11 protein-coding genes and 1 tRNA gene are annotated in these 13,914 nt (G+C 67.2%); 11 read left to right on the top strand and 1 reads right to left on the bottom strand.

All coding sequences use genetic code 11. The features are described from left to right. Positions 1-42 precede the first annotated feature (42 nt). From pstC to E3T34_RS15460, 10 genes are all read left to right on the top strand, one after another. A complete protein-coding gene (gene pstC, locus E3T34_RS15505; protein WP_134343496.1) occupies positions 43-1,083 on the top strand; it encodes a phosphate ABC transporter permease subunit PstC in 1,041 nt (346 codons plus the stop codon). Continuing rightward, a complete protein-coding gene (pstA, locus tag E3T34_RS15500) occupies positions 1,083-2,384 on the top strand; it encodes a phosphate ABC transporter permease PstA (protein ID WP_134343495.1) in 1,302 nt (433 codons plus the stop codon). Before pstC ends, pstA begins: the two co-directional genes overlap by 1 nt. After that, the gene (gene pstS / locus E3T34_RS15495) at positions 2,381-4,060 is read left to right on the top strand and encodes a phosphate ABC transporter substrate-binding protein PstS (protein ID WP_166785916.1); all 1,680 of its coding nucleotides are present in this window, start codon (positions 2,381-2,383) and stop codon (positions 4,058-4,060) included. The genes pstA and pstS overlap by 4 nt, the downstream gene beginning before the upstream one ends. Beyond that, entirely contained in the window at positions 4,057-6,723 is a 2,667-nt protein-coding gene (locus tag E3T34_RS15490) for a hypothetical protein (RefSeq protein ID WP_134343494.1), read from the top strand. Before pstS ends, E3T34_RS15490 begins: the two co-directional genes overlap by 4 nt. A 110-nt stretch (positions 6,724-6,833) precedes the next feature. Beyond that, positions 6,834-7,925 carry a hypothetical protein gene (locus tag E3T34_RS15485; protein WP_104100817.1) on the top strand — a complete coding sequence of 364 codons (1,092 nt, stop codon included), beginning with the start codon at positions 6,834-6,836 and terminating at the stop codon, positions 7,923-7,925. Positions 7,926-7,954: 29 nt separating this feature from the next. Next, positions 7,955-8,833 (top strand): LPXTG cell wall anchor domain-containing protein, encoded by an 879-nt coding sequence (locus E3T34_RS15480; RefSeq protein WP_134343493.1) that lies wholly within the window; start codon positions 7,955-7,957, stop codon positions 8,831-8,833. A gap of 210 nt (positions 8,834-9,043) precedes the next feature. Beyond that, entirely contained in the window at positions 9,044-9,637 is a 594-nt protein-coding gene (locus E3T34_RS15475) for a hypothetical protein (RefSeq protein WP_206750603.1), read from the top strand. 56 nt (positions 9,638-9,693) lie between these two features. After that, entirely contained in the window at positions 9,694-10,566 is an 873-nt protein-coding gene (locus E3T34_RS15470; protein WP_241977431.1) for a sortase, read from the top strand. A gap of 224 nt (positions 10,567-10,790) precedes the next feature. Further along, on the top strand, positions 10,791-11,564 hold the full coding sequence (locus E3T34_RS15465; protein ID WP_198412300.1) for a phosphate ABC transporter ATP-binding protein: 774 nt from the start codon (positions 10,791-10,793) through the stop codon (positions 11,562-11,564). A gap of 87 nt (positions 11,565-11,651) precedes the next feature. Further along, complete coding sequence (locus E3T34_RS15460) at positions 11,652-13,172, top strand: CYTH and CHAD domain-containing protein (RefSeq protein ID WP_134343490.1); 1,521 nt, start codon at positions 11,652-11,654, stop codon at positions 13,170-13,172. A 1-nt stretch (position 13,173) separates the two neighbouring features. Here E3T34_RS15460 and E3T34_RS15455 read toward each other — a convergent pair whose 3' ends face one another. Further along, on the bottom strand, positions 13,174-13,665 hold the full coding sequence (locus tag E3T34_RS15455; RefSeq protein ID WP_104100822.1) for a MarR family winged helix-turn-helix transcriptional regulator: 492 nt from the start codon (positions 13,663-13,665) through the stop codon (positions 13,174-13,176). A 123-nt stretch (positions 13,666-13,788) separates the two neighbouring features. Between E3T34_RS15455 and E3T34_RS15450 the strand changes: the two genes are divergently transcribed. Next, a tRNA-Gln gene (locus tag E3T34_RS15450) sits at positions 13,789-13,860 on the top strand. The last annotated feature ends 54 nt before the right edge of the window (positions 13,861-13,914 follow it).

Below are 13,914 nucleotides of genomic sequence, written 5' to 3'. Positions count from 1 at the left end.
GCGTTCGTTCCGCTCCCCACACCCGAATGTGCAAGGACACCCATGTCGTTTTCGACCCTCTTCGACGCGCCTGCGATCGAGCCGCCAACGGTCGACCCGGCGAACCCGGACTCGTCCCCGCGCCGCTTACTGACAGCACGTCCCTCGGTCTCGGACTCGGTGTTCCGTTCGGTGGCCTACTTCGCCGGCTGCATCACCGTGGCGATCATGCTCGCCGTGGGCGTGTTCCTGGCGTTGCGTGCCTCGGAGGCCCTCGGCGTCGCCGGGTTCAGCTTTCTGGTCGAGCAGGACTGGTCGCCGGAGTCGCAGAAATTCGGCATCGCATCCGTCTTGTTCGGCACCATCACGATCGCGGTGATCGCGATGTGCGTCGCCGTGCCGCTCGCCCTCGGCACGGCCCTGCTCATCTCCGAGGTCGCCCAGGGCCGGATGCGCTCCACGCTCGTCACGCTCGTCGACCTGATGGCCGCCGTGCCGAGCGTGGTCTTCGGCCTCTGGGGCGTCTTCTTCTTGCAGGGCAACGTGATCCCGGTCGCCACCTGGATCTCCAGCTACTTCGGCTGGATCCCGCTGTTCCGGGTGGCGGACGCCAGTGGGCAAGCGCTCACCGAGGCCAGCGCGTTCACCTCCTCGGCGTTCATCGCCGGCATTGTCGTCGGCCTCATGGTGGTCCCGACCCAGACGTCGGTCATGCGCGAGGCCTTCTCCCAGGCGCCGATCGGCGAGCGCGAGGCCGCCTTCGCGCTCGGGTCGACGCGCTGGGGCATGATCCGTGCGGTCGTGCTGCCCTTCGGTCGTGGCGGCATCATCGGCGGCACCATGCTCGGCCTCGGCCGTGCTCTCGGTGAGACCATCGCCGTCTACATGATCATTTCGCCGATCTTCACGATCAACTGGGAGGTGCTGAAGACCGGCACCAACTCCGTCTCCGCGCTCATCGCCCTCCGCTACGGCGAATCCAGCTCATTCGGCCTCTCCGCGCTGATGGCAGCCGGACTCGTACTGTTCCTGATCACCCTCGTGATCAACTTCACGGCCTCGTCGATCGTGGCACGGTCTCGATCCGGGGCGGAGAGCGACTGATGACGATCACGCACGCACCCAACATCACGCACGCCGCGACCAGCACCTGCACGACGAACGACACCCACACCACGACGATCCCGGCCTACGACGGCACCCCGATCGGACCGCGACGCCGGGTGCGCGGCGCCCGGCTCGACGACCGGTTCAACGTTCTCGGTGCCGCCGCAGCCGGAATCGCCGTCGCGGTGCTCCTCTTCGGCTGGATCACTCCGCTTTCCGGCGGCGTGGGCTGGGCGCTCGTGGCGTATCTGGCGTTCCTTGGCTTCTACGCCCTGCTCGTAAGCTTCACGAGCGACGCGCAGGAGGTCAAGGACCGCGTGATGGCGGTGCTGCTATCAAGCGCCGGTGTGGTGCTCTTCGGCGCCCTGGTCTTCGTCGTGGCGTTCACTCTGATACGCGGGCAGGAAGCCCTGCCTCATCTGAACTTCTTCATCCAGAGCATGGAATTGGCCGGACCCCTCGACGGCCTCGACCTGGGCGGTATCGTGCACGCGATCCTGGGCACGCTCATGCAGATTTCGATGGCGCTGGCGGTCACGATTCCGCTCGGCATCACGACCGCCCTGTTCCTGAACGAGGTCGGTGGCCGATTCGCGAGGTTCGTGCGCACCATTTCGGATGCGATGACCGCGCTGCCGTCCATCGTGGCCGGCCTGTTCGTCTACTCGGCGATCATCGTGCTGATCACGCACCAGCGGTCGGGCTTCGCCGCGGCCATGGCGATCACCGTCATGATGCTCCCGATCGTCATCCGGGCCTCGGATATCGTGCTTCGCCTGGTCGCCGGCAACCTGCGGGAGGCCGCCTATGCCCTCGGTTCCTCCCGCTGGGCCACCATCTGGTATGTCGTGCTGCCGACCGCCCGGCCCGGACTGGCAACGGCCGTGATCCTGGGCACAGCCCGCGGCATCGGCGAGACCAGCCCAGTGTTGCTCACCTCGGGTGTCACCGCGGTGACCAACCTGAACCCCTTCGCCGGCCCGATGATCTCCCTCCCGCTGCAGGTCTTCGACTTCGTCAAGTCTCCTGAGCCCACCATGATCGCCCGAGGTTTCGGCACGGCCGCCGTCCTGATCCTCCTGGTGCTCACCCTCTTCGCCATTGCTCGACTCATTGGCGGCACCGGTCCCGGCCAGTTGTCCCGTCGGCGGCGACTGCGCGTCGACGCCGCATCGGAGCGGGACCTGCAACGGATGAGCGTACGGGGTGACCTCGGTCCGGGGATCACCGGAACCAATTCAATGCTCCGGCCGACCAGTTCACCTACCGACCTCACCACGAAGGAGACGTCCTCGTGACGCCGCAAACCCGACAGATTCGCACAGTCCGAGCCTTATTCGCGCTCGTCGTTGTGCTGCTGAGCGTTTTCACGGCGCCAGCTGCCCAGGCAGCGAGTTACGACCAAATCACCGGTACCGGCTCGACCTGGTCGCAGAACGCCCTGGACCAGTGGCGCAAGAATGTTGCCAATAACTACGCGATGACGGTGAACTACTCCGGAGTCGGCTCATCGGCCGGGCGCCGTGACTTCGTCGCGGGCAACGTGGACTTCGCCGTCAGCGAGATCCCGTTCCAGACCGCCCCGGAGGACGGTTCGGCCCCCGAGGTGCCTGCCCGCGGTTACGCCTACATGCCCATCGTGGCTGGTGGCACGTCCTTCATGTACAACCTGAAAATCGGCGGCAAGCGAGTCACAAACCTTCGGCTCAGCGGAGAGGTCATCACCAAGATCTTCACCGGCGCCATCACGAAGTGGAACGACCCTGCCATCGCGACCGACAACCCCGGGCTGGCCATGCCCGACAAGGGTATCGTGCCCGTCGTTCGCTCGGACGGCTCCGGCTCCACGGCGCAATTCACACTCTGGATGTCCAAGCAGCACCCGGCCCTCTGGAATTCCTTCTGCACGAAGGTCGGCCGGTCTGCCCCCTGCGGCCTCACCTCGCAGTTCCCCACCTACGGCAACGCCAAGGCGCAAAGCGGATCCTCAGGCGTCGCCGGCTACGTGAGCCAGGACTACGGCGAGGGTGCGATCACCTACGTGGAGTACTCCTACGCCAAGAACTCCGGTTTCCCCGTCGCCAAGGTGCTCAACGCCGCGGGTTACTACACGGAACCCACGGCCAATTCCGTGGCCGTCGCACTGCTGAAGGCATCCATCAACACCACACCCGGGCCTACCTACCTCACCCAGATCCTGGACGGCGTGTACAACAACGCGGACCCCCGCACCTACCCACTCGCGAGCTACTCCTACATGATCGTGCCGACCGAAGTCGGCGGCGTCTTCACCGCCAAAAAGGGCCTGACCCTCGGTACCTTCGCACATTACATGCTCTGCGAGGGGCAGCAGCAGGCCGAAGCCCTGGGCTACTCGCCTCTGCCGATGAACCTTGTGCTGGCCGGCTTCGACCAGATCAAGCGAGTGCCAGGCGCCGATGCCAGCGGCGTCGACATCAACAAATGCAACAACCCGACATTCAAACCAGGTGACTCCCCGTCAAGCAACCTGCTGGCCACCACGGCTCTCCAGCCGGCCGCCTGCGACAAGATGGGGGCCAACCAGTGCACCACCGGCACGGCCGGGGCGCTGGCAGACACGGCCGTGTCCGGTAGCGGATCGGGTGGTGGCGCGGCCGGCTCAGCCGCCGCGACAACTGCCGGGGGAACGGCTTCGCCGGCAGGGTCCGGGGGAACAGGTGCGGTGGCGCAAGGCGGGACGGATGCGGCATCAGGCGCGGTGGCCTCGCCCGTGTACGACGAGAACGGCGCCCTCGTGTCCACGGTCGGCGCCACGGCAACCGGCGTGGTCGGCACGGCCATCGCCGCACCGTTCACGTTGGCGGAAGGCGGGTGGGGCGCCCAGCAATCGATCATGCTCGTCGCCGGGCTTCTTTTGCTGGCCGCCGCCGTGCTGCCGCCGGTGCTCGCCGGCCGGTTCAAACCGCGTGTCGCGAAGGCAGGAACCAAGTGAAGCGCGTCACGTTCGCCCCGAAGAACGCGCTCTGGGCCCGCGCCGGCGCCAGCGGAATCGTCGTCGGTCTGCTGGTCGGCGTGGGTGTCGCCGCGCTCGGCTCCCTGGTTCCCTCTGCAGCATCCGCTGACACGTCGACCGCGGTCACGGTCGCGTCGAGGGGCTACGACCCGGACGTCGCCACCGCCCCCTTCCCCGACCTCAAGGTCACCGTGTCCCAAACCGAGGACCTCGTTTCCCAGGGGATCGTCGTCAACTGGAGCGGAGGCACGAAGTCCGAGCGGCCCGATGGCAGTTCGGGAGGTCAGGACTTCCTCCAGATCGCGCAGTGCTGGGGAGACGACCCGACGGATTCCAGCCGCCCGGATCGTACGACCTGCCAGTACGGCGGCTTCCCCGGCAAGGCCGCGTCCACCCGCGACACCGCGGTCAGCCAGGACCAGGTGGCCCCGCAGGACGCGCAGTACACATCTCCCGCCAACGGGTTCACCATTCCGGCGTTCACCGCGATTCCCTACCGCGCATCCACGGGCGGTTCGATCTCGTCGGTGTTCGCCGACTCGGCCAACGTTCTCACGCATCATGTCGTGGATCCCCTGACGGGCCTCGTGCAGAAGGCCACCGGTTCGCCGTCCGACACCGGGGTCACATTGCCCGACGGCATCTCCGGCGTTGACCTGGCCACCAACGAGTTTTACACCCAGTACACGACGAATGAGGTGCCCTGGGCCGGATCGAGCGACAGTGGCGACGGCTCCGTCAAATTCGAGGTGCAGACCGCGATGCAGTCCCCGGGCCTGGGCTGTGGCACACCCGTGACCGCCGCGGACGGCTCTGTCTCCGGAAAATCCTGCTGGCTCGTGGTCATCCCGCGCGGAAAAAGCGACGCGGGGGAGTCCTACATCACCAAGTCCGGCCTGCTGTGGGACTCCTGGAAGCACAGTGTGGCCGTCAAGCTGGACTTCAAGCCCATCGGCCAGCGCTGCGCCATCGGCTCGGCCGAGAAGCAGCTCTCCGGAAGCGAACTGGTCGCCGCGGCGATCGGGTCATGGCAACCCAAAGTGTGCACCGGTGCGGCGGGTTCCTCTTTCGCGCTCAGCATCGGCAACGAGGAGGACGCGCTTGCCGCGGCGAGCCTCACGACACCCAGCCCGCTGGCTCTCACCTCACGTCCCCTGCAAACCGACAGGGTCGATCCCGTCGCATACGCACCGATCGCCCTCAGCGGCGTCGCAGTTTCGTTCTCCATCGACCGCCGGGTGAAACCGGTTGGCGCAGTTCCCCAGGAATACAAGGCCAGGAATACCGAGGCGTTCACGTCACTGAACCTCACGCCTCGCCTGGTCGCCAAGCTCCTCACTAATTCGTATCTCGACTCACTGCCTTCCGGGGCGCCGGCCACGTCGGACTCCCTCAAGTTCTTCGGCTACACCGACTCCGCGAACCCTGGCGCGAACGCGCGCAACCTCATGGTCGACCCCGATTTTCTGGCGGTCAACGACGATGAGTGGAAGTACCAGGACCTGACCGGGCCGTCCCTGGGAGACATGCTCCTTCCCTCCGGGAGATCCGACGAGGCCCAGCAACTGTGGCGTTACGTCCTTTCCGACCCCGCCGCCGTCGATTTCCTGAACGGAACGCCCGACACGTGGGGAATGAAAGTCAACCCCTGGTCGTCCACCAATGCCGCTGTCAACCCGTCCGGGACGGCCATGACGATTCCCCGCACGAATTTTCCGAAGGCTGATCCACTGGAGCGGCCCGCGGCCGCTGCCGGCACCGGAACAACGGCAGTGAACCTGGTCACCTGGCGCCCCTACACCAGCGACTTCGAGAGCGGCGCGTATCTCACCCTGCGCGGCGACGGGCAGGAGCTCGGCGACTGGAACCCCACCAGCGTCCCGCCGAAGTTCGGCAAGAGCGTGCGCAGCCTGGTGGGCAACCAGCGCGTGCTTGGCGTCACCACCGCAGCCGCGGCCGCTCGCTACCAAACGGTGACGGCGTCATTGCAGAACTCAGCGGGCTCGTTCGTGGCGCCATCGCCGGAGTCCATGCTCGCGGCCTCCGCCGCCATGGTGCCGACCAGCACAAACCCCAAGGTGCTCGAATACGACCCGGCGAACCCAAGCGCCAAGGCTGCCGCCACAGCGTACCCAATGACGATGCCGGTCTATGCCGCGTTGAATCCGCTGCAAACGGATGCCGCCCAGAGGGCCATCTACGCCAACCTGATCCGGTACGCGGTGGTGGCAGGCCAGGTACCTGGGACGGAGATCGGGCAGCTGCCGCGCGGCTACACCCCGCTCCCGAAGAGCTGGGTGGACCAGGCGCTCGCCGCCGCGACCGCAATCGAACAGGGCGGCAGCCCGGTCGTAGCAATGGCCATGCCCGAGACTGCCCCTGCGGTCGACAGGCCGGCCTATGTGCCGACCCCGTCAACCTACGGTCCGGCAGAGTTCCAGGCTCAAGCCGCGCCGGTGGTGGCCGACGCCGCGGTCGACCCGGCCGCGACGGGCACCGTCGTCGACCCCTTGGTGGCGAGACCGACGCCCGCGGACCCGGTCATGGGACCGGTACGCGCGGCGGTGCCGGCCGGGCTGCTCTCCGGCCTGCTCGCCGCCTGCGGCGTCCCCTTTATTTCGCGCGTTCGGAGACGATCCTGATGCGCGCCCAACGTGACGCTTCGCGCGGGTTCCCCGCTTCGGACCGTAGCGCTGAGACAAGAGGGACCCATCCGGATCCGTCTCCTGCATCACCCACGAAAGGCACCCCAGTGAACACCAAGAAGGCTCTTGCGCTCTGCGCAACTGTCGGCGTGGCCATCTCCGGCCTTGTCATCGTCAGCCCGGCTAACGCCGAGCCCGTCTCGAACAGCTACTCCATCGTCGGCTCCGACACCCTCGAGGACGTCGTCAGCGCCCTGGCCAACGGTTCGGGCCTTTCGGGCGCGTCGGTTCGTTCGACAGCCAACGGAAACAGCATCGGCTCGTTCGACGCGACCGGCACCCCGTTCATCACGACGAAGTCCTCCGGTGTGCGTTTCGGTCGCCCGAATGGCTCAAGCGACGGGCGCACGGCCCTTCTCCGTTCCATTGACGGCGCCCCGTACACGTCCGGAACCGTCGGCGCGCCCGCGGGCGTCGTCATCACGGGGCAGATCGACATCGCCCGTTCGTCCGGATCAGGCACGGTCGACCCGGCAGGTAGCCTGATCCAGGTGCCTTTCGGTCGCGACGCGATCGCCTACGCGTATGACAGCGCTTCGACGGCAGCCGGCATCGGTACCATCGACACCGCGACCATGACGAGTCTTTACACCTGCAGCGTCACCACCCTCGGCGGAGTGAAGGTCACACCGGTCATCCCGCAGGCCGGTTCCGGAACGCGCAAGGACTTCATGTCCAAAATCGGCGTCACGGATTCGACCCTGGGTTCGTGTGTCACCGTGGGTCAGGAGCACGACGCCTCTGACCTGGGTATCAACACTGTCGCGCCTATGTCGGTGTCCCGCTGGGTCGCCATGAACACTGGTGCGAGCTTCCCCAAGAAGAAGGACACCACGGTCCTGGGCTCCCTGGTCGCAGGCACCACCCCCGTGACAGGCACCGGCACCTCGATGGCCCCGGTGGCCGCCTACTACGCCGACTCTCGTTGGGGACGCGACACGTACCTCGTTGTTCAGTACGCACGAGTTGACCCGACGAATGCCGCATATGACTCGACTCTGGCCGACCTGCTCGATCCGACAAAAAGCGCCAGCCTGACGAACTCCCAGACGACTTTTGCCGCCAAAGCCGGTTCGTTGAAGAAAAAATTCGGCATTCTCGCACCCTCGACCACCACCGCCGTTCGAATCTCCAAGTGACCTCCGCCCAAGAACAGGACTGTAAATAAATGAAGATCAACAAGAAGTCGTGTCTCGTCGCCGCCGGCGTCGTTTCGCTCGCTCTGGTCGCCGGAGCCACGGCCGCGGCGAGTGCCGCGACAGCCGCAACGCAGACGAATGGTTCTGCCGCTCCCGTCTACATGTACGACACGGATGCCGTCCAGAAGTCGGACGGCTACGTCTGGGGCTGGAAGGAGGACCTCTTCGGCTCCTCCACTCAGGGCGACATCAACGGCGAGTTCACCTGCCCGGCGAACTCAACGAATATCTTCGCCTTCCTGGCCACCCCCGGAACCGAAAACACCGTCCTCACCTGGAAGGCGTACGCGCCCCTCGCGTTCAACGGAGCGACACGCAACGTGCTCAACCCGACCCTCGCGCCGATCTCGCTCATCAATAACTCCCAGACTGCGGCCAGGAACGCCGGCGGCAACTACAGCCTGGGCCTCGCGTGCACGATGAACTCTGGTGTCACAGTGACCGCCGCCTTCTACCGTACGATCAGCGTCGTTCCGGTCACCGGCGCCTTCACGTTCCTGCCGCAGGCCGATGTGCCGGTGACGCCGACGCCGACGCCGACTCCGACTCCGACTCCGACGCCGACCGCGACTTCGACGCCGACCGCGACGCCGACGCCGACTGTGACGCCAACGCCGACCGCGACGCCGGCTGCGGTTCCTGCTGTGACGCCGGGCCTCAACTCCGGCTCGTCGGGCAACCCGGCGTCTGGCTCGTCAGAGCGCGTTGCCGCAGCGACGAAGGCCGACAAGGAGCTCGCGTCGACCGGAACCGCCAACACCCTTCCGCTGCTGGCTTCGGGCATGCTCGCCCTCGCGGCCGGGGCCGGCGTGATTATCGCGCGTCGCTTCCGCCGCGCTGACAAGTAGGCAGCACACCGTACGTCCGAAGGCCACGGGACGAGTTGTCCCGTGGTCTTCGGGCGTTCGTCGGCGTCTATGCGTCTGTTGAGTCGGTGCATTGGTGCTCGCGCGCGAGATCGCGTTTCCCCGTCGTTTGCTCTGCGTCCAGCATGCCGAAACCTGGAATGGACTAACTTAATTGTGCTCACATCCACTGCCGCGCCCCGCCTGACGGCCGTGACCCTCATCGCAATGTCCTTGATTTGCGGGCTTGCCGGGCTCACCGCGACCCCCGCGAGCGCCGAGGCTGCCACGAATGGGCCTAGCGGTATGAGCGGGGAGCCGACGAACATCCACGATTTCTTCTATGTCAGCGGGCTCACCGTGCTACCCGCTCCGCAGATCGGGCCGGAGGGCGGGGACCTGACCCTGGAGTTCACGATGAAGAACGTCAGTACCGCCCCGATCACCTCGAGCCTCCGGTTCTGGCTCGACAATGCGATCAACCTGCCCGTCCAGACGCTCGACACGGTCGAGGTTGCCAACCTCGCACCGGGGGAGACACGCACCATGAGGGCAACCTTTGAAGATGTCGGCCAGTGGACCTTCTTCCGAGGCCACGTGACGATGACTCCGCCCGTGGACATCGCTGGCACGGCTCTCTGGTCGCTGACCCGCGACTCGTTCACGCTCATCCTGCCGTGGTTCCTCACGGCGATGCTCATGCTCCTGGCAGCGCTCGTCCTGGCGGTGCGCCAGTTGCTTCGGCTCCGCCGGTCGCGACGCCCACTGCCCGACCTCGCACTCGGCTACGGGCCGGTCACATCGTGACGGTCGCCACAACGCTCCGGCGACCGAAGCTGCCAACGCCGCCGCGGCGCATGCCCGTGCCCCCGCGTGCATTCGTGGAGCTGAGCGCGCGCGATCAGGCCATCCGCACCACGCTCACGATCGTTGCCGTGCTCATCTTCGGCTTTCTCGCCAACCTCACAATTTTCGGCCAAGTGCAGCACTTCGTCTCGCAGCAGCAGCTGACGAACTCGCTGCGAGCAGAGCTCGCTCAGGGCACGGCCCCGGTCAGCGAGGGCACCGTGGACCAGGTTCTGCTCGAGGCCGGAGCCCCAGTGGCGCTGATCGACATTCCCTCGATCGGGGTGCACGAGGTGGTCGTCGAAGGAACCGACTCCGGTACCCTGCGTGCCGGACCGGGCCACCGCCGCGATACCGTGTTGCCGGGCCAGGCCGGCTACAGCGTCATCATGGGCCGCGCCGCTGCCTACGGCGGCCCTTTCGCCCGACTGCAGGAGTTACGACCGGGGCAGCAGTTCACCGTCATCACCGGGCAGGGCCGTCAGGAATTCTCCGTTCTCGGCGTTCGGTACGCGGGTGACCCCATGCCGGCTCCCCTCGGCGCGGGGAAGAGCCGCCTGATCCTCGTGACGGCTCGCGGCCCCGCGTTTGTGCCGAGCGGGATCGCCCGGGTGGATGCTGAGCTCGTTTCGGAAACGAAACCGGCGGGCGTCCGAGCGACCACATTCGTGACCCTGCCTGCCGTCGACCGGGAGCTCGCCACTGACACCAGAACGGTGTGGGCGCTTGTGTTCGCCTTGCAGTTCCTGCTGCTGGTCGAGCTTGCCGCCGTGTGGGCCTATCGACGCGTCGGCCTCCGCAAAACCTGGACGGTTTTCCTCCCCGTCGTCACCGTGGGCGGCCTGTTCGTGGCCGACCAGATGGTGCGCCTGCTTCCGAACCTGCTGTAGAAACGATGGAGTCCATGAACGACGAAATGATCAACGCTGACGCGACGCAGGTGCTGCCGCTACAGAAGGCGCCACGGCAGCGAGAGAGCAGGCTGCGCCCGCCGGCTCGATCCGCCGTGCCGACCGTGACGAGTCGCCTGTCCGTGCCGTGGCACAAACGCCCGGCCGGCCAGGACCTGTCCCCGGAAGCCCCGGGCCACGCGGCTGTGGGGGACCTCGCCCCACTGGCCACCCTCGAAGGCCGCAACGTTTCCGCCTGGTTCGGCGAGCGTCAGGTTCTCGACCGGGTCAACCTCGTGATGGCCGCGGGCGTCATCACCTCGCTGATCGGGCCGTCGGGCTGCGGCAAGTCGACGTTCCTGCGCATCCTGAACCGGATGCATGAGCTCGTTCCCTCCGCGAGCCTGGCCGGAGAGGTGCTCCTCGACGGCGTAGACATCTATGACCCGGAACGCAAGCTCGTCGACGCCCGCAAACACATCGGGATGGTCTTCCAGAAGCCCAGCCCCTTCCCGGCGATGTCGATCTACGACAACGTCATCGCAGGCCTCACCCTCACCGGCCAGCGTGCCTCGAACGACGAGAAGGACTACCTCGTGGAGAGCTGCCTGACCAAGGCCGGCCTGTGGAAGGAAGTGCGGGACCGTCTTCGGGAGCCGGGCGGCGGGCTGTCCGGCGGCCAGCAGCAACGCCTGTGCATCGCCCGATCCCTGGCGGTGACTCCGCGCATCCTGCTCATGGACGAACCGTGCTCGGCCCTCGACCCCACGTCGACGCGGGTGATCGAGGAGACCATGCTCGAACTCGCCCGGGAGGTGACCATCGTGATCGTGACCCACAACATGCAGCAGGCGCAGCGCGTCTCGCAGAACTGCGCCTTCTTCCTCGCCGCTCAGGGCACGCCCGGCGGGATCGTGGAACACGGACCCACCGACGCCATGTTCGGCAACCCGATCGACCCGCGCACCGCGGACTACGTCAACGGCCGGTTCGGGTAACGATCGGCGGCCTGGGATCTGAGAACCGGCCGGAAACTGGGGGTCAGCTTTTCCCCTCCGGGCCGCCTGGCCGAATTACACTGAAGCATGACTTCCGCTGGCTATGCCGAGATCGAACGCACTTTCGACGTCAACCCGGCGACGACGCTGCCGCCCCTGCACGACCTGCCGGGCGTCACCCACGTGGAGCCGCCCGTCGAGCACCACCTCGATGCCCTCTACTACGACAGCATCGACTTGGTCCTCGCCAGCCGGCGGCTGACCCTGCGCCGCCGCACCGGGGGAGTCGACGCCGGCTGGCACCTCAAGCTCCCGGTCGCCGTTGACGAGCGTCGCGAGATTCGGGAGCCGCTGGGCGAGCACCCGGAGCACATCCCGGAGGCCATCCTCAACCTCGTGCGCGCGGTGCTCCGCGGCCGCACACTGGTGCCCGTGGTGCGGCTGCGCACCCGACGCACGGTGCACGAACTCGTCGGCGAGGACGACCAGGTGCTCGCCGAGGTGTGCGACGACGAGGTGCAGGCCGACCGGCTCGCGCCGGAGCCGCTCAGCCAGACCTGGCGGGAATGGGAGGTCGAGCTCGTGCACGGCTCCCGCGACCTGCTCGACGCCGCCCAGGTGCGGCTCGCGTCGGTCGGCGTGGAGCCATCCGGAACCCCGTCCAAACTTGCCCGCGCCCTCGGCGACGCTCTGCCGCCCTTCGTCACGGTCCCAGTACCTCGGCCGACCCGCAAGAGCTCCGCCGGTGCCGTGCTGCTGAAGTACGTGCACGAACAGGTGCGGGCGATCGGCACTCAGGATGCCCGGGTCCGAGAGAACGACGTGGACGGCGTGCACCGGATGCGCGTGGCCACCCGCCGCCTGCGCTCGGTCCTGTCCACTTACCGGGACTGTCTGGACACCGCGGTCACCGGGCCTCTCCGCAACGAGCTGCGCTGGCTGGCCGGCTCGCTCGGCGCCGCCCGGGACGCGGAGGTGATCCGGCAGCGCCTCGCCCACCGGCTCGGGCAGGAACCGGCCGAACTCGTCGTGGGTCCGCTGACGGAGCGCATCGACGAACATTTCGCGGCGGTCATCCGGGGTGCCTGCAGCCAGACCCTCGCCGCCCTCGACTCCGAGCGGTACTTCCGGCTGCTCGACACACTCGACGCCGTGCTGGCCGCCCCGCCGCTGCTCCCTCCGGCGGACAAGCCCGCGAGCATCGTCATCCCCGAACTGATCCGCGCGGACTGGAAGCGGCTGCGCGCATCCGTTTTCCTGGCGCAAGGCACCCCGTCGGGCGCTGTGCGCGACGAGGCGCTGCACGAGGCGCGCAAACGGGCCAAGCAGCTGCGCTATGCGGCCGAGACGGCCACGCCGCTGCGGCGCAGCCGAGCGGTGCGGCTCGTAGCCGCGGCCCGGCAGGTGCAGGACACCCTCGGCGACCATCAGGACAGCGTCGTCGCCCGGGAGAAGCTGCTCCGGCTCGGCATGGCCGCGTACCTGCAGGGTGAGAACGCCTTCAGCTACGGTCGGCTGCACGCAGTGGAACAGAACGGGGCCGCCGCCGTGGAGGCGCGTTTCTTCCGCACCTGGCGGGACTTTCCCAAGGCCTCGATCGCGAAATAACTCAGTCGAAGCCGAGGCTGAGCTTGCGCAGCAGGGTCGCGAGACCGGCCTGCTCACTCGGCGACAGCATGGCGAGCAATTCGGCCTCGGCGTCGACCAGCCGGGTGATGGCGGCATCCACCCGGGTGAGCCCGGCCGGGTTCATCCCCACGAAAATGCCGCGTCCGTCATTGGGGTCCGTGCGCCGGGTGACCAGCCCGCGCTCGACGAGCCGGTCGATCCGGTTGGTCATCGTGCCGCTGGAGACCAGCGTCTGCTGCAGCAGGGCCTTCGGGCTCAGCTCGTAGGGTGCCCCCGCGCGGCGCAGCGCCGAGAGCACGTCGAACTCCCAGGAGTCCAACTCTGAGCGGGAGAACGCGGTGCGGCGGGCGCGGTCCAGGTGCTTGGACAGACGGGCCACGCGCGACAGCACCTGAAGCGGTGCGAAGTCGAGGTCGGGCCGTTCGCGCAGCCAGGCGTCAACGATCCGGTCGACTTCGTCATGTGCGGGCATCCGTCTATTATCCCGCTCGGGCACGCCAACCGGCGCAGGAGCGCGTCCCAGGAGCGCCGGGGCGCGCTATCGGCGCGATATCTGGCAGACTTGTCACCGTTGGTCGGCCCGCGGTCGACGAATTCCGCCGTGGTGTAATGGCAGCACGACAGCCTTTGGAGCTGTTAGGTCTAGGTTCGAGTCCTGGCGGCGGAGCACTGCATGGCGTCACCATCCGGTCTTCCCCGGGCGGCTCCACCGAAGCTAGAG

This window comes from Cryobacterium sp. TMT1-62 (assembly GCF_004403145.1).
Lineage (GTDB): Bacteria > Actinomycetota > Actinomycetes > Actinomycetales > Microbacteriaceae > Cryobacterium > Cryobacterium sandaracinum.
The sequence above is the reverse complement of the archived record's forward strand: the minus strand, read 5'-3'. Positions and strand labels throughout refer to the sequence as shown.

Coding starts and splice junctions, on each gene's coding strand:
- pstA (WP_134343495.1), top strand. CDS start 1,083: ATGACGATCACGCACGCACCCAACATCACGCACGCCGCGACCAGCACC.
- pstC (WP_134343496.1), top strand. CDS start 43: ATGTCGTTTTCGACCCTCTTCGACGCGCCTGCGATCGAGCCGCCAACG.
- E3T34_RS15460 (WP_134343490.1), top strand. CDS start 11,652: ATGACTTCCGCTGGCTATGCCGAGATCGAACGCACTTTCGACGTCAAC.
- E3T34_RS15480 (WP_134343493.1), top strand. CDS start 7,955: ATGAAGATCAACAAGAAGTCGTGTCTCGTCGCCGCCGGCGTCGTTTCG.
- E3T34_RS15455 (WP_104100822.1), bottom strand. CDS start 13,665: ATGCCCGCACATGACGAAGTCGACCGGATCGTTGACGCCTGGCTGCGC.